The 16,769-nt window shown below is 65.9% G+C and carries 14 protein-coding genes; 10 read left to right on the plus strand and 4 right to left on the minus strand.

Translation table 11 applies throughout. The features are described 5' to 3' along the window. Positions 1-199 precede the first annotated feature (199 nt). From TSA1_RS14080 to TSA1_RS14090, 3 genes are all read right to left on the minus strand, one after another. On the minus strand, positions 200-661 hold the full coding sequence (locus TSA1_RS14080) for a hypothetical protein (protein ID WP_100176903.1): 462 nt from the start codon (positions 659-661) through the stop codon (positions 200-202). Positions 662-740: 79 nt separating this feature from the next. Next, positions 741-1,166, minus strand: coding sequence for a universal stress protein (locus tag TSA1_RS14085; protein ID WP_100176904.1), 426 nt, complete (start codon positions 1,164-1,166; stop codon positions 741-743). 51 nt (positions 1,167-1,217) lie between these two features. Continuing rightward, entirely contained in the window at positions 1,218-1,754 is a 537-nt protein-coding gene (locus TSA1_RS14090; protein WP_100176905.1) for a SixA phosphatase family protein, read from the minus strand. Positions 1,755-1,938: 184 nt separating this feature from the next. Between TSA1_RS14090 and TSA1_RS14095 the strand changes: the two genes are divergently transcribed. The 9 genes from TSA1_RS14095 to TSA1_RS14135 all read left to right on the plus strand — a co-directional run bounded on the left by TSA1_RS14095 (position 1,939) and on the right by TSA1_RS14135 (position 15,625). Next, positions 1,939-3,408 (plus strand): NAD(P)/FAD-dependent oxidoreductase, encoded by a 1,470-nt coding sequence (locus tag TSA1_RS14095; RefSeq protein ID WP_100176906.1) that lies wholly within the window; start codon positions 1,939-1,941, stop codon positions 3,406-3,408. 85 nt (positions 3,409-3,493) lie between these two features. Next, positions 3,494-4,006, plus strand: coding sequence for a peptide-methionine (R)-S-oxide reductase MsrB (msrB, locus tag TSA1_RS14100; RefSeq protein ID WP_100176907.1), 513 nt, complete (start codon positions 3,494-3,496; stop codon positions 4,004-4,006). 267 nt (positions 4,007-4,273) lie between these two features. Beyond that, positions 4,274-6,532 carry a flagellar hook-basal body complex protein gene (locus TSA1_RS14105; protein ID WP_100176908.1) on the plus strand — a complete coding sequence of 753 codons (2,259 nt, stop codon included), beginning with the start codon at positions 4,274-4,276 and terminating at the stop codon, positions 6,530-6,532. Between the two features lie 34 nt (positions 6,533-6,566). Next, the gene (gene flgK / locus TSA1_RS14110; RefSeq protein WP_100176909.1) at positions 6,567-8,450 is read left to right on the plus strand and encodes a flagellar hook-associated protein FlgK; all 1,884 of its coding nucleotides are present in this window, start codon (positions 6,567-6,569) and stop codon (positions 8,448-8,450) included. A 20-nt stretch (positions 8,451-8,470) separates the two neighbouring features. Beyond that, the gene (locus TSA1_RS14115; protein ID WP_100176910.1) at positions 8,471-10,378 is read left to right on the plus strand and encodes a flagellar protein; all 1,908 of its coding nucleotides are present in this window, start codon (positions 8,471-8,473) and stop codon (positions 10,376-10,378) included. A gap of 71 nt (positions 10,379-10,449) precedes the next feature. Then, complete coding sequence (locus TSA1_RS14120) at positions 10,450-11,235, plus strand: methylenetetrahydrofolate reductase (protein WP_100176911.1); 786 nt, start codon at positions 10,450-10,452, stop codon at positions 11,233-11,235. Beyond that, positions 11,225-12,874, plus strand: coding sequence for a hypothetical protein (locus TSA1_RS14125; RefSeq protein WP_174718898.1), 1,650 nt, complete (start codon positions 11,225-11,227; stop codon positions 12,872-12,874). The genes TSA1_RS14120 and TSA1_RS14125 overlap by 11 nt, the downstream gene beginning before the upstream one ends. A 1-nt stretch (position 12,875) precedes the next feature. Then, on the plus strand, positions 12,876-14,129 hold the full coding sequence (locus TSA1_RS14130; protein ID WP_100176913.1) for an ATP-grasp domain-containing protein: 1,254 nt from the start codon (positions 12,876-12,878) through the stop codon (positions 14,127-14,129). Further along, on the plus strand, positions 14,126-15,625 hold the full coding sequence (locus TSA1_RS14135; protein WP_100176914.1) for a pyridoxal phosphate-dependent decarboxylase family protein: 1,500 nt from the start codon (positions 14,126-14,128) through the stop codon (positions 15,623-15,625). Before TSA1_RS14130 ends, TSA1_RS14135 begins: the two co-directional genes overlap by 4 nt. 106 nt (positions 15,626-15,731) lie before the next feature. On the opposite strand, the gene flbT is transcribed toward TSA1_RS14135, so the two are convergent. After that, complete coding sequence (gene flbT / locus TSA1_RS14140; RefSeq protein ID WP_097663427.1) at positions 15,732-16,172, minus strand: flagellar biosynthesis repressor FlbT; 441 nt, start codon at positions 16,170-16,172, stop codon at positions 15,732-15,734. A gap of 320 nt (positions 16,173-16,492) precedes the next feature. Here flbT and TSA1_RS14145 point away from each other — a divergent pair. Continuing rightward, on the plus strand, positions 16,493-16,769 hold a 277-nt coding region (locus TSA1_RS14145), incomplete at its 3' end, for a flagellin N-terminal helical domain-containing protein (RefSeq protein ID WP_488226043.1).

Consider the following 16,769-nt stretch of genomic DNA (forward strand, 5'->3'; position numbering starts at 1 on the left):
TGATGTGACCCACGTCCACCGCCACCCGGCCCGCGTTCGTGACGATCGCGATACGCCCCTCTTCGTTGGGTCGGGATGCAGCAACACATACGCGATATCCGAATTTCGGTAAAGTGGAATATTTTTGGTGATGAGGGTTGCCCCACCGCTCGCGTGTTTTGCCCGTCAGGCAACGCAAGGGCTTGTAGCCGCCGATGGATCAGGCGAATGCGACCTGGCCCCACGCTCCGCCGCGGGCTCGCTCGTCTTCCGAGAGGCCGGGCTTGCGGTGAGGCCGTGTCGCGGCGCCGCGTTGACGCCGATGCCGGACATCCAGGCGTCCCAACTGCGCGGCGATATTGCCCACGAGCGCGGCGACGCGCACCGCCGCTTGTTTGACGACGAACAGGAGCGTCGTGACGCGGCTGAGCACGCCGAGCAGGATCACCACCGAGAAGACGTCGATATAGGCGAGAAAATCGCCGATCAGCATCAACTCCGGCGGAATCGGGATCCGGTGGTAGTAGGCGAGAACGATGATCGCGACGGGGATGAAGGCGATGACCTTCCGCAGCGTCAGCCGGTCCAGCAGGGCAGCCAGCTGGACCACCAGCACATCCCACAGCGCATCACCGATCGCGAGCGGGACCTCGTAGCTCCACCTCCGCCACCATTGCTTCACGACATTGCTCCGTGTTCAGCCTGTAGCCCGGGTATCGCTTCGCTCACCCGGGCTACGGATTGCCGGCCTGCTGTACCCCTCAGTGCCTCACCACCAGCACCGAGCATTTTGCGTAGCGCACGACGTGGCCGGCGTTGGAGCCGAGGAAATAGGTGCGCATCGCCGGCCGGTGCGAGGTCATCACGATCAAATCGGCCTTCATGTGCGCGGCCTCCTCCAGGATCTCGTGATAGATGCCGCCCTGGCGCACCACGCTGGAGATGCGGCTTTGCTCGATGCCGGACTCGCGCGCGACGATGGCGAGCGCCTCCTCCGAGGTCTGGCGCTGCTGCTCGTCGAAATCGGCCGGCACGTATTCGGCCAGCATCACCGGCGTCATCGGCAGCACGTTGAGCAGCCGCACCACGCCGTTCCAGGTCTGCGACAGCGTGGCCGCGGTCGCGATCGCCGGCTTGGCGAGATCGGTGTCGGCGAGGTCGATGGGCACGAGGATGGACTTGAACATCTGCGCCTCCAGATCTTTTCGGCCGGCCGGTCGGGCCGGTCCGTCGCGCGGTCATCCCGATCGAAGCAGCTTGGGGCTGACGAACAGCACCAGCTTGCCGCGGCGGTAGGCCACGTCCCCCCAATCCTCGACGTCAAAGTCGAAGATCGCAAGCCCCGAGGTGGGAAGATTATGGGCGAGCGCCCTGGCGCCATCAGGATCGCCGCCGCCCATCAGCATGAGCGCGGCCTCGTGCATGCCGGGATTATGGGCGACCAGCAGCAGCTGCTTCGGGTCGGCCGGGGCGGTTGCAGTGCGAATGGAATCCAGGATCTGTGCGGGATCGGCGCCATAGAGTTCCGGCAGGATCTCGACCTGCGGCGCCGGGACGCGGTCCTTCATCGCCTGCCAGGCGATGTCCCAGGTCTGCCTGGCACGGACGGCGTGCGACACCAGCACGGTATCGGGGAAGGGCGGATGGCTGGCGATCCAGTCGCCGATCTCGGCAGCATCCCTGTGGCCGCGGTCGTCGAGCCGGCGGTCCTGGTCACGGCCGCTCGGAGCGTCAGTCTCGGTCTTGGCGTGACGCAGCAGCATCAAACGGCGCATGGCATTCTCGAATCGTTCTTCGTCCTGAATAATCTACAGGCGCCGGTCGAGGACAAGGTGACCGGGGCCCAATGGGTCCATTTAAGTTGTCGTTTCGAGCATGGTCTCCGCACAAATGCATTTTGCGTTCGTCACGAGGAAAAACCGCTGCACACCGTTCCGGATCATGCTCTAAGAAAACGACATGAGCGAGACTTTCACAAGCGTGTCCCAGGAAGAAGCCGGCTTTCGCGACCGCACGCGGCTGTCGTTCGACCTCGACGCCGACATCTGCGTCGTCGGCGCGGGGCTGGCCGGGCTCACCATCGCGCTGGAGGCGGCCCGGCTCGGGGCCAGCGTCGCGGTGCTCGAGGGCCGCCACATCGGCTGGAACGCGTCCGGCAACCAGCTCGGCACGGTGATGCCGGGCTTCGCACTGCCGCTCGCCGACCTGATCGAGCGCATCGGCTTCGAGGACGCGCGTGAATTGTGGACGCTGTCGAAGGAGGGCGCCGAGTTCGTCCGGGCCAACGCCACGGAAGAGAACATGCCGGGGATCGCCAGAACCGACGGCGTGCTGGAGGTCTCCAACGTCGATGCCGGCGACCGCCTGATCAGCCGGCTGCAGATGCTGAACGAGGATTTCGACACCGAGGTCGAGGGCTGGCAGGTCGATCGCGTCCGCGAGGTGCTCAAGACCGATCACTACTTCCACGGCGTGTATTATCCCAAAGCGTTCCAGGTCGACGGCCGCAAATACGTGCACGGCCTCGCGGCGCTGGCGCGGCGGGCAGGCGCCCGCATCTTCGAGGACACGCCGGTCGTCAGCATCGATCATTCCGGTATCCGCAAGCGCATCGTCACGCCCTCGGCGCGGCTGCGCGCGACGCATATTGTCCTTGCGGGAAATATCCATCTCGGCGCGCCGCTGCGGCGCCTGTCGGAAACGCTGCTCCCGGTCTGGCGCTATGCCGGCATCACCGCGCCGCTCGGCGAGCGTGTGCACGAGATCATCGCCTTCAAGGGATCGGTGATGGATTCCGACGGTGTCGATCATTTCCGCATCGTCGACGGCGACCGGCTGATGTGGGAAAGCCCGGAGACCACCTGGGCGGCGCGGCCGCAGCGCTTTGCGGGCGCCGTCAGGCGGCGGATCCGCACGATCTTTCCCGCGCTCGGCAAGGTCGAGGTCACCGACATGTTCGGCGGCGCCACCGGCCAGACCGTGCATGGCATGCCGCAGATCGGCCAGTTGCGCAAAGGCCTGTGGGTGGCGAGCGGGTTCGGCCGCCAGGGCATGAACACCTCGGCGATGGCCGGGCAGATGATCGCGCGCAGCATCCTGTGGGGCGACGAACGCTGGAAGCTGTTCTCGCCGTTCGAGCTGGTCTGGGCCGGCGGCGCCACCGGACGGGTCGCCGGCCAGCTGGTCGGGATCTGGGGCAGGGCGAGTTCCGCCGCCGCAGGCTCGCTCGCCCGCTACCGCGAGCGGGCCCGGATCAAGGATCGCCAGCGCGAGGCCCGGCTCGCCGAGGCCAACCGCGCCGCCGGCACCGGCCCGCGTCGCCCGCCGCCCGGCGTCCGGCCGCGGCCGGCCCCGCCGCCGAAACCCGCCGTTCACGAGGAGGAACGAACCACGGAACCGGCCTCGCAGGAGGCCGATGGCGCGCGATAGACTGAAGAAAAATTCCGCCCGGAAGTGTAACGTCGGCCGTTAGAGCCCGTATCTCAGGGCGTGGAGCTCCCGCACGGAGAATGAGATGTTTGACCGCCGCATCCTGTTGACGACCGCCGCCGGCCTGTTCGGCCTCGGGGCCCTTCGCTGGCTGAGGGGAACACCTGCCGCGGCCGGTGAGAAAGCCGCGGAAAAGTTCGAGATCACGAAGACGGAGGCTGAATGGCGCGCCCAGCTCACGCCGCAGCAATATGAGATCCTGCGCAACCACGGCACCGAGCGGCCAGGCTCCAGCCCGTTGCTGAAGGAGCATCGCAAGGGCATCTTCGCCTGCGCCGGCTGCGACCTGCCGCTGTTTGCCTCCGACACCAAGTTCGAGAGCGGCACCGGCTGGCCGAGCTTCTACCAGCCGATCGAGGGCAATGTCGGCAAGACCGAGGACCGCACCTACGGCATGCTTCGCACCGAGGTGCATTGCCGGCGCTGCGGCGGCCATCTCGGCCACGTCTTCGACGACGGCCCGAAGCCGACCGGCCTGCGCTACTGCATCGACGGTTTCGGGCTGGTGTTTCACCCGGCGGCAGCGTCGGCGACGTAGGTTTTACCCCTCGTCATTCCGGGGCGCCCGAAGGGCGAGCCCGGAATCTCGAGGTTCCGGATTCGAGGCTTCGCATCGCCCGGAACGACGATGTGTCCCGGCAATTGTTGCCGGTCCCGGCAATTGTGCCCCGGTCATCGGACCGGGGCTTTTTCGTTAAGTCATTGATTTTCTGAAGATACCCGCATTGGCATAGCCCTTGCGACAGTCTCACCCGACTGCGGCCATGGTCGACCGGCCGCCGAGATCGGATCTGGAGACAAAGTTATGGGTATCTTCGATGCAATGAACACCTCGGTGGGTGGCCTGCAGGCGCAGTCCTACGCGCTGCAGAACATTTCCGGCAACATCGCGAACTCATCCACCACCGGTTACAAGGGCATCGGCACCAGCTTCGTCGATCTCATTCCCGACTCGTCGGTTCCGAGCAAGCAGGTCGCGGGCGGCGTGACGGCCAATGCGAAGGCCACCATCACCACGCAGGGCACGATCTCGGGCTCCACCGTCGCCACCAACATGGCGATCACCGGCGACGGCTTCTTCTCGATCCAGAAGGCGACCGGCGTCGTCGACAACGTCCCGGTGTTCAGCGGCGTCACCTATTACACGAGGCGCGGCGACTTCCAGCTCAATGCCAACGGCAATTTGGTCAACGGCGCCGGCTATTATCTGATGGGCGTCACGGTCGACCCCAAGACCGGCAACCCGACCGGTAACGTTGCGAACGTCCTGAAATTCCAGAACAACTTCATCCCCGCGCAAGCCACCACCTCGATCCAGTATGCGGCCAACCTGCCGACCCAGCCGAACACTGCAGCAAGCTCGACCGCTTCGCCCGGAACGCTGCTCGCGGCCGGCGGCCTCAACCCGTCCGACTTCGCTGCCAACCCGCTTCCGGTCGGCACGCCGCCGGCGCCCTACACCAACAACACCGCTTCGGGCGCCGCGGCCACGGGCAACGTCCGCTCGCCCTATTCGTCGACGACGAACACCGGATCGGTCGCTCTCCAGAACAACTCGTCGGCCGTCGCATCGACGACGACATCGCTGGATGCCGCCGTCGGCACGCATCTCGCATCGAGCATTCTCACCGCGCTGAGCGGCCAGACGCTGACCATCAACGGCAACACGATCACCTTCAACGCGGGCAACACCGTCACGCTCGGCACCAACTCGACCATCGGCCTGGGCGCCGGCACGCCTGCGACGGTCCAGGACATTCTGACCGCAATTCAGAACGCAGGCGGCGCTGGCGTGACTGCGTCCCTCAACACGAGCGGCAATATCGTGATTTCGAGCGGCACCACCACGGACGTGGCGGTGAACAGCGGCACCGCGGCCACGGCGCTCGGGATCACCAGCGTGACGCGCGGCGGCAACGTGCTGTCGTCGCCCGCGATCTCGGGATCGACTGTGTTGAGCGGCAGCGCTACGGCAGGCGGCGCCCAGGTTCTCTCCTCGGGTTTCTCGGCGGGCCCGCCCGCCGACACGATTACCGTCAACGGCCAGACGCTGACATTCATGGCTTCCGGCGCGAGCGGTCCGAACCAGATCAACATCACCGACAACATCACGACCCTGCTCAGCAAGATCGACGCGCTCTCCGGCGCCACCGGCTCGTCCGTCAGCACCAGCGGTGTGATCACGTTGAACACGGGCACCGTGTCCAACCTCTCGGTGTCGAGTTCCAACAGCGCCGCCTTCGCCGCGCTCGGCTTTACTTCCACCATCACCAAGAACCGTAACGGCGGCGGCACCGCGGGCACCGGCGGCGTGATCGGCAACGACATCGCGACCTTCACCAAGGAGTCGATCAGCGGCGGCGCGGTGACCGCCTACAACGCTGCCGGCACGCCCGTGAACCTGCAATTGCGCTGGGCCAAGACTGACAGCGCCTCGCTGGGCGCAGGTCACTCCGACAGCTGGAATTTGTTCTACCAGACTGATCCGAACGCGACCGGCACCACGGTCGGCTGGGTCAATACGGGCCAGGCCTTCACCTTCGCTTCCGACGGATCGCTGACCACGCCGGCCGGCTCCGGCATCACCATCAACAATGTCAGCGTCAGCGGCCAGTCGCTCGGCTCCGTCGCCTTCAACATCTCGAGCGGCGGCCTGACGCAATATGCCAGCACGTCGGGCGCCGTGACCATCAACACCATCACGCAGAACGGCTACGCCGCAGGCCAGTTACGGTCGGTCGCGGTCAACAACAGCGGCCTCGTGGTCGGCACCTTCTCGAACGGCCAGAACCTCAACCTCGCCCAAGTCTCGCTGTCGCACTTCAACGGCACCAACTATTTGAAGGCGATGGATGGTGGTGCGTATGCAGCGACCGAACAGTCAGGCGCCGCGATCGACGGCGCATCGGGAAGCATCAGCGGTTCTTCGCTGGAAGGCTCGAACACCGACATCGCCGACGAATTCACCAAGCTGATCGTGACCCAGCAGGCCTATTCGGCCAACACCAAGGTGATCACGACCGCGAATTCGATGGTGCAGGACCTCTTGAACGTGTTGCGCTGATCGGCGCGTGACGTAACCAAAGGCGGCAAGTAACATGGGTTTGAGTTCAGCCCTCGCCAGTGCGATGAGCGGTCTGCGTGCCAACCAGGCCGCGCTCTCGATCGTCTCCTCGAACGTCGCGAATGCGCAGACGCCGGGTTACACCGTCCAGACCCCGAACCAGATCGAGGTCACCACCGGCGATTTCGGCTCGACGGCGATGACGACCGGCGTCAGCCGGGAGCTCGACGCCTTCGTGCAGAACCAGCTGCGCACCGAGACCGGCGGCAGCGGTTACGCCGACCAGATGGCCAACATCCTGAAGCAGCTTCAGAATGTCTATGGCACGCCCGGCAACAGCGGCACGCTCGAAGACGCGCTGAACAAATTCACCACGTCACTGCAGGCGCTGTCGACCAGCTCCGGCGCGTCCTCGGCGCAAACCGTTGCCCTCGGTGCGGCGCAGGCGCTGGCCACGCAGCTCAACGTCACCACCAAGGGCATCCAGTCGCTGCGCTCCAATGTCGAGCAGGATCTCGGCACCTCGGCGCAGGCCGCGAACGCTGCCATGCAGCAAATTGCCAACATCAACACCAAGCTCCAGGGCCTGTCGGCCAACGACCCCTCGGCTGCGACGCTGATGGACCAGCGCGACCAGGCCATCAACACGCTGTCGAAATATGTCGACGTCCGCGTCACCACCGACGGTTCGAACCAGGCCAACCTCTACACCACGACCGGCATCCAGCTCGTCGGCGCCGGGCTCGCCTCGCAATTTACTTTTGCTTCCGCCGGGGCGATGTCTGCGACCTCGCTCTACAACATCGATCCGGCCAAGTCGGGCGTCGGCGCGCTCAACATCGTGCTGCCGAACGGCTCGAAGGTCGATGTCGTCGCCAACAACGTGGTCTCATCGGGCCAGATCGCGGCCGACCTGAAGTTGCGCGACCAGACGCTGGTGCAGGCGCAGGATCAGATCGACCAGCTCGCCGCGACGATGTCGAGCGCGTTGTCCGACAAGACCACGGCCGGTAGCACGGTGTCGGGTCCGCCCGCCGGATTCGACATCGATCTTGCAGGTGCGCTGCCGGGCAACACCGCGACCGTCACCTACATGGACACGGCCACCAACACCCAGCGCCAGATCAAGCTCGTCAACGTGACCGATCCGGCGGCGTTGCCGCTGCAGAATGCGACTGGCGCCAACCCGATGCAGATCGGCGTGAACTTCTCCGGCGGCATGAGCGCGATCGCCGCGGCGCTTAATACCGCGCTTTCGACCTCGCATCTCAGCTTCTCCGCGGCGCCGGCGCCTGCGAGCGCCACGACGCTGCGGGTCACCGACGACAATTCCGGCCTCGCCAAGGTCAGTTCGGCCACGACGAGCAAGACGATGTCGTCGCTGACCTCGGGCAATCCGCAATTGGCGGTGTTCACCGACGGCGGGCAGGCGCTCTACACCGGTGCGATCACATCGTCGGGCTCGCAGCTGACCGGCTTTGCCGGACGCATCAAGGTGAACACCCAGCTGGCCGCCGACCCGACCAGGATGTCGGTGTACAGCACCTCGCCGGTGACGCCCGCCGGCGACACCACGCGTTCCGACTATCTCTATTCGCAGCTCACCTCGGCGGTGTTCTCCTATTCGCCGACGAGCGGCCTCGGTTCGGCCAACCAGCCTTTCTCCGGCAGCGTCTCGAACTACCTGCAGCAGTTCCTGAGCGTGCAGGCCAACGCCTCGACCCAGGCCACCCAGCTCCAGCAGGGCCAGAGCGTCGTGGTCTCGACGCTGCAGGCCAAGTTCGACTCGACCGCCAAGGTCAACCTGGACTCGGAGATGTCGAACCTGATCCAGCTGCAGAATGCCTATGCCGCCAACGCCCACGTCATGTCGGTGGTGCAGAGCATGATGAACACGTTGATCCAGGCTCAAGTGTAAACAGTATAGGGCGCTGAAACATGTCGATCAGCAGTATCAACTACTCTTCGTCGGTTCTCGGCTCGCAGATCCGCAACATCAATCAGCAGCTCACCGATCTGTCGACGCAGCTTTCGACCGGCAAGCTGTCGCAAAGCTATTCCGGGATGGGCACCAACGAGGGCTTTGCGATCGCCGGACGCGCGCAGCTCTCCAACATCGCGGGCTATACCGACACCATCACCAACGTCAATGTCAGCATCAACCTCGCCAATACCGCGCTGCAGTCGCTGACCAAGATCCGCAGCACGGTGCAGACGGGCTCCGCCAACACCGCGCAGGATCTCAACGTCAACGGCCAGACCATCGCGCAGAACACCGCGGCGGCCCAGTTCGGCTCGATGGTCGGCGTGCTCAACACACAGACCGGCAACCGCTATCTGTTCTCCGGAACCGCGGTCAACACGCAGTCGGTCGCGGATGCCGGCGACATCATCAACGGCACCACGACGCAGGCGGGCTTCAAGACCGTGATGGCGGAGCGCCAGGCCGCCGATCTCGGCGCCAACGGCATGGGCCGGCTGGTGCAGACGCACGCGACGCCGAGCACGGTGGTGCAGGTGTCGGAAGACGTCCCGGGCTCGCCGTTCGGGCTCAAGCTCAAGGCGGCGTCCTCGACGCTGACGGGCGCGACCTTGACCGGACCCAGCGGCTCGCCGGTGTCGTTCTCGATCGATCTCAACGGCAACAACCCCAGCAATGGCGACAAGCTGAGCATTCAGTTCACGCTGCCGGACGGCACGACCGAGCAGATCGACCTGACCGCATCCACGGCGACGCCGACGCCGCTCGGCAGCTTCGCGATCGATCCCGGTCAGCCCAACGCCGTTCCGCCGGTTGCGCCCGACCCGAACATCACGGCCTCGAATCTCAACACGGCGCTCAACACTGCGATCAAGAAGCTCGCGGGCACCTCGCTGGTGGCGGCATCGGCCGTGACCGCCGGCGACAATTTCTTCAATACCGCAAGCTCCGCGATCGGCGCTCCCAAGACCAGCCAGGCCGGCCCGACCGTGCCGATCAGCGGTGCGACGGCGCTGTCCGGGACGAGCCCCACGGACTCGATCGCGCCGGGCTTCGCCGCCGGCGACACGCTCACCGTCAACGGCACCACGCTGACCTTCGTGACCACCGGCGCGACCGGCAACGAGCTCAACGTCGGCGACAGCATCCAGACCCTGCTGAGCAAGATCGACGGCATCACGGGCACGTCGAAGCCGTCGACGGTCCATGGCGGCTCGATCACGATCAACACGGACGACGCAGCCAGCCTGAACATCACGAGCTCGAACACGGGCGCGCTGGGCTCGCTCGGTTTCGCCACCACGCCGGTGACCGCGACGCAGCCGCCTCTTCGCGTCGGGTCTTCTCCGGCAAGCTCGGCGACGACGCTGGTCAACGGCTCGGCCACCACGGTGAAATGGTACCTGGGCAATGACGGGCCCGGCTCGGCGCGCTCGACCGCGATGGCGCGGGTCGACGATTCCGTCACGGTGCAGTACGGCGCCCAGGCCAACGAGGACGCGATCCGCCGGCAATTGCAGGCGATCGCGGTGTTCGGGACCTTCTCGACCTCGCCGACCGGGCAGTATTCGGGCGGGCAGGTCGCAGCGCTGAGCCTGCGGGTGACGCAGGCGCTGACCCAGCAGCCCGGCCAGCAGCGTATCGAGGACATCCAGACCGACATCGCGATGGCCCAGAACACGATGAAGGACGCCTCCACGCGCCAGACCCAGGCCAAGGCGCAGCTCCAGACCATCATCGACCAGGCGGAATCGGCCTCGCCCGACCAGGTCGCGAGCGAGATCCTGTCGCTCCAGAACGCGCTCCAGGCGTCCTATCAGGTGACCTCGAACCTGGCGCAGCTCTCGCTCGTCAAGTTCCTGTAAGGCCGCGTTAAGACGCCGTTAACCATGCCTCTTTACCTCTTGGTGAGGATTGGAGCGGGGCGGAGCTGCCGATGTCGGACAAGATGCAATTGGTGGTGGCAACGCCGTGCTTCGGCGGGCAGGTGTCGAGCATCTATGCCAGCTCGATCTTCGCGCTGCAGCGCGCCGTGCACGGCATGTCCAATCTCGAGCTCAAGGTGCTGCTGCGGGACGGCGATGCGCTGATCACCCGCGCTCGGGCCAATCTGGTCGCGATGTTCCTGGACGACCCCAATGCGACGCATTTCCTGTTCATCGACGCCGACATCGGCTTCAAGCCGGAGCAGGTGTTCCGGCTGATCGAATGCGGCGCGGACGTCGTCGCCGGCTGCTATCCGATCAAGCGGGTCAACTGGGACAAGGCCGCGCGGGCGATCCAGTCGGGCCGCACCGACGTGCCGGCCGCCTCGCTCGACTACGTGCTCGAGATCGAGGACCCCGACCGCATCGTCGTCGTCAACGGCTTCACCCGCGTGCGCTATGCCGGCACCGGCTTCCTGATGATCCGCCGCCACGTGCTGGAGGCGATGTGCCGCCATCCGGACTATGCATCCCTGCAATTCTTCCGCGAGCATTCGCACGACACGCTTGCGGCGAGCCAGAACCGGTTCGCGCTGTTCGAGTGCATGATCGATCCGGCGACCGGCACCTATCTGTCCGAGGACTTCGCCTTCTGCAAGCGCTGGACCGACATCGGCGGCGAGATCTGGGCCGACATCCAGAGCTCGCTCGATCACGTCGGCCCGTCGGTCTTCCACGGCGACATTGCCTCGCAATTTGCGCCGGCGCCCACAGGGGCGGCGGCCGATGCGGCGTGAGCCTTCCGGGATGAGCGCCGGCGCATCCCGTCTGTCAGGGCTGGAGCGCGCCATCGACGGCGGCTCGCGTTATCGCCTGCGCGATCTCTTCACGCCACTGGACACGCTGCTCGTGTCCGGCGGAGATCCGCGGTTGGCGCTCGATCCGAGCGACCGCCTCAATGGCTATGGCTGCGCGGCCTCGCCGGAGCCGGAGATCTGGAATTTCGCCTCCTCGACGGCATCGACGATCTCGCAAGCCGCCTATGACCGTGCCGCGCTGGCGCGCGAAGAGCTGATGCACAAATGCCTGTTCGACGAGGTCGAGGTCGCCTTCGACGCGCGCTGCGAGGACATGCGGCACGAGCTGCGCGGCCATCTCCAGCTGGCGCCGCGCGTCGACATCGTGTTCTCGCCCTCCGGCACGGACTCCCAGCTCCACGCTCTGTTCCTGGCGCGCGCGGTGCTCGGCGCGCCGCCGGTGACGATCGTGGTCGGCGCCGACCAGACCGGAAGCGGCACGGTCCACACCGCCCGTGGACACCATTTCAGCTCCATGACGGCGGGCGGCCTTGCGGTTCGCAAGGACGGCGCGGTCGCGGGGCTCGCCGGCGCCAGCCTCGCATTGCCGCTGCTCGAGACGGGGCCGGGGATTGAGATGCGGGCGGACGCCGATGCGGCGGTGCTGCATGCGGTCGAGGCCACGATCGCGCGAGGCGCGCCCGTGCTGCTCCAGATCATGGATGCCTCGAAGCTCGGCTGGCGCGCGCCGAGTGCGGACTGTCTCGATGAGATCGCGCGGCGCTGGCCGCGCAAGGTCCAGATCGTCGTCGATGCCTGTCAGGCCCGGCTCGGCCGTCGCCGGCTGCACTCCTATCTCGACCGCGGCTACATGGTGCTGATGACAGGCTCGAAATTCTTCGGCGGGCCTGCCTTCAGCGGTGCGCTGCTGGTGCCGAAGGGCTTGTCGCGATCGCTCGACCGGATCGAGGGGATCGCGCCGGGTGTCTTCGACTATGCCGGCCGTTGCGATTGGCCGATGGCCTGGCCGGCACTGCGTTCGCGCTTCGAGCGGCGGCCGAACTTCGGCCAATGGCTGCGCTGGGAGGCGGCGCTCGCCGAGATCGGCAGTTACTACGCCGTGCCCGAGGCGTTCCGCGCCAGGGTTCTCGCCGAGCTCGCCGCCGGCATCGACAGCATGATCGCGTTGTCGCCGTCGCTCCGCGCCGTCGCAGCCGCGACCCGGACGACCCAAATCGATGACGAGGAATTGGCACAAACCACGATCTTTCCGTTCATGCTGCTGCGCGGCGGCAAGCCGGTCTCGATCGCCGAGACCAGCGCCATTCACCGGGCGATGGCGCGTGACATGAACGAGGCGATCAGCGGCAGCGCGGCCGACCGGCTGGTGGCCGCGCAACGCTTCCTGATCGGCCAGCCGGTCCGTCTGGAGCGGCAGGACGGGGCACCGCAGGCCGTGCTGCGCCTTTGCGTCGGTGCCCGGCTCGTGACCGAGGCCTGGTCGCCGGATGCGGCGGAGGCGCGGCGCAACGTGCAGCAAATTCTCGATCGCATCGCCGACGTCCTGGTAAAGATCGAGCTGCTGCTCGACCGTGGCGCGGTTGCGGCCGTGCCTGTAAACTCCGCGTTCGAGGTGTGAGATGCAGCAACCGGCTTCCGCCCCGCTTCGCATGACCGCGGCAGACTGCGCCGATCGCATCGGCTTTGCGCAGCTAACGCGCCAGGCCTTCGAAGGTGTCGACCTGCATCCATTGCGCGACCAGCTGCTGGCGCGGATCGCGGCGGGGACGGCGCTCGCGGGCGAAGGGCTGGACCTGTCGTTGATCACCCAGCTTCTCGGCGACAAGGATCAGGGGCTCGCGATCCAGTCGGAGGTGCTCACCTTCCATCAATTGTTTCGCACGCCGAGCACAGCTCCCAAGCCGGGCTTGCGCCTGCTCGCGCTTGCAGCCGACATCGACATGGGCGGCAACACGCCGATCGATTTTCTGCTCGAAGGCTCCGACGTCGAGCTGTTGACACTTTACGTGGTCAAAGGCGTCGGTCTGCCGGAGAATTTGCCCGAGCACGACGTTGCCATCGTGGTCGCCTCGGATTCCGAGGAATGCCGCGAGGCACTGGCCTTGATCGAGAGGGCCGCGCCGCACTGGCCGCGGCCGCTGCTCAATCGTCCCGACCGTATCGGCAATCTCGATCGCGACAAGCTGCACCGGCTGCTCGCGGGCGTGCCGGGGCTCGACATTCCCGCGACCATCCACGCGACGCGCGCGCAATTGTCCGATCTCTCCAAAGGACAGGTCGCCTGCAAGGACATCGCGGATGAACTGCGCTTTCCAATGATCGCGCGGCCGCGCGGCTCGCATGCCGGCGTCGGGCTCGCCAAGCTCGACGATGAGTCGGCGCTCGCGGCCTATCTCGCGGAGCGTGGCGAACAGGATTTCTTCGTCGCGCGCTTCGTCGATTATGTGAATCCCGACGGGCTCTACCGCAAATACCGTCTGGCGATGGTCGACGGCAAACCTTACGCCTGCCACATGGCGATCGCCGATCGTTGGGATATCTGGTATCTCAACGCCTACATGGCGTTCAGCGAGGAGAAGCGGGCCGAGGAAGCCGCCTTCATGCTCGACTTCGATCGCGCCTTTGCAGAGCGCCACAGAAGCGCGCTCGAGGAGATGAGCAGGCGCGTCGGCCTCGATTATTTCATCGTCGACTGCGCCGAGAACCAGGACGGTGAGCTCCTGGTCTTCGAGGCCGACAACACCGCCGTCGTGCACAACATGGATTCGCCGGTCGTGTTTCCCTACAAGCCGCCGCAGATGCGCAAGATCTTCGCGGCCTTCGCGGCGATGCTGTCGCGGCATGCAGGAGCGGGCGAGGGGAGTGCAGCATGAACGAGATCATCCGCAACGCGCACGCCTCCGTCGCGCACACCTCGCTCGATCCGCAGGATTGGAGCGCATTCCGCGCGCTCGCCCATCGCATGCTGGACGAGGCGATCGACGGCATCGCCGATGTTCGGGCACGCCCGGTCTGGCAGCCGATTCCCGATGACGTCCGTGCGGCATTCAGGACCGACGTTCCGCGCGAGGCGAGCGACCTCGCTGAGGTCTATCGCGAATTCGCCGAGCACGTTGCGCCGTATGCGACCGGCAACGTCCATCCCGGCTTCATGGGCTGGGTACATGGCGGCGGCACTGCGGTCGGCATGCTCGCCGAAATGCTCGCGGCCGGCCTCAACGCCAATCTCGGCGGAAGAGATCACATGCCGATCGAGGTCGAGCGCCAGATCGTCGACTGGATGCGGCGTCTGTTCGCATTTCCGGACAGCGCGAGCGGCATCTTCGTCACGGGCACCTCGATGGCCAATCTGATGGCGGTGCTGGTGGCGCGCACGGCTGCGCTCGGCACACTGGCGCGGCAGCACGGCATCGGCAACGACGGCGCGCTGCTCACGGCCTATACCTCACAGGCCGCGCATGGCTGCGTCTCCAGGGCGATGGACATTGCCGGGCTCGGCACCGATGCGCTGCGCAAGATCGGCGTCGACGCCGACCATCGCATCGACGTCGCCGCGCTGCGCGCGCAGATCGCCGTCGATCGCGAGGTCGGCTTCAAGCCGTTCCTCGTCGTCGCCTCTGCCGGCACGGTCGACATCGGTGCGATCGACGACCTCAAGGCCATCGCGGAGCTGTGCCGCGAGGAAGGCATCTGGTTTCACGTCGACGGTGCCTTCGGTGCGCTCGCGATTCTGTCGCCTGAGCTCGCGCCGCTGCTCGGCGGCATCGAGCTCGCCGATTCCATCGCGCTCGATTTCCACAAATGGGGGCAGGTGCCCTATGATGCCGGCTTCCTGCTGGTGCGCGACGGCGAGCAGCATCGGCAGGCCTTCGCGCAGCCAGCGGCCTATCTCAGCCGCGAGGCGAGGGGGCTTGCGGCCGGAGCGATCTGGCCCTGCGATCTCGGCCCCGATCTGTCGCGCGGTTTCCGCGCGCTGAAGACGTGGTTCACGCTGAAGACGTTCGGCACCGACCGGCTGGGGGCGACGATCGCGCGTAGCTGTGCGCTGGCGAAATATCTGGAGGCGCGCGTGCTGGCCGAGCCGCGGCTGGAATTGCTGGCGCCGGTCAACCTCAACATCGTCTGCTTCCGCTACCGTGCCGATGACGCGGTCAATCGCGAGATCGTCGCCGACATCCAGGAATCCGGAATAGCGGCGCCGTCGAGCACGACGCTGAGCGGCAAGTTCGCGATCCGCGCCGCGATCGTCAACCACCGCACCGAGGAGGCGGACATCGATGCGCTGGTCGCTGCGGTGCTGGACTTTGGCGGACGGCGCTGCGGCGACGGCGTGATCGAGGTCGAGGCGCCGCCGCTCGCGGCGCAATAGCATAGCTTCATGGCTGAAACGACGACGGCCCCGGAGATGATCCGGGGCCGTCGTCGTTTGCGGGATGGCGTGGTTCGGGCAGCCGTTGCCGCGCGAATACGCGCGGTCAGGCGGCGGAGCTCACGTCGTCCTTGTCCGCTTCCGCCTTGGGATGGGTGGCCTCGAACTGGCTCCGCAGCTTCTCTTCATAGGCAATCAGCTTGCGGGCGTCCTTGAGCGCCCGGTACAGGTCGCCGTTCAGGATGTTGTTGTTGATGGCCTCGATGATCGGCCAGGCGCTCGGCACCGCCGTGACGATGTCGCGCACCAGGTTGAAATAGGTGCCGTGCTGGGTCTGCGGGTCCGGCGAGATGTACATGAGCTGGACCGCCAGGTAGACGAGCTTGGCGGGCGTATCGGCGGTCTCCGGCGTGAGGATGTCCCGCTCGCGCAGGATCGGTACGTTGTCGCCGTCGATCAGGAGGCGGGCGCGCTGGTCCGTGTTGGTAATCACGCAGTTACCGACGATGATGCGTTCGTGCGGTCTGAGCTCGACCTTGAGGGCCATTGCCTGTTCTCCATCAACGCTTTCGTAACCGAGCGTTCGTTGCGGCCTATCAGGACGTGATTCTCGCTCGTAACTAGTTAACGAGCTGTAAATTCACGCCCCTTGCGCTGAAAAGCCCAATCATTTCAAGGGTCCGTTTGTGTGGCGGCGCAGCGATACGCGCCGCTTCCCGGACCGAATCACGCGTGACGCGGCAAAAGCCCGGGTTTCATTTCATGTTTCGTTAGAGGTCTCGGCGGCACCGTCCGCCGTCGCTGGATCAATCGCGATCCAAGCAGACGTGTAACAGTAGCGTCGCTTACCAGAAAGGTAACAGAGTTATGTCAGGCATCGTCCTCTCCTCGTCGGTTCGTCAGAACCTGCTCTCCCTCCAGTCCACCGCTGATCTTCTCGCCACCACACAGAACCGTCTGTCGACCGGCAAGAGCGTCAACTCGGCCCTGGACAATCCCACCAACTTCTTCACGGCACAGTCGCTCGACAACCGCGCCAGCGACATCAACAACCTGCTCGACGGCATCGCCAACGGCGTGCAGGTGCTGCAGGCCGCCAACACCGGCATCACCTCGCTGCAGAAGCTGATCGACAGCGCCAAGT

It is taken from the genome of Bradyrhizobium nitroreducens (assembly GCF_002776695.1).
In the GTDB taxonomy this organism is placed as follows: Bacteria; Pseudomonadota; Alphaproteobacteria; order Rhizobiales; family Xanthobacteraceae; genus Bradyrhizobium; species Bradyrhizobium nitroreducens.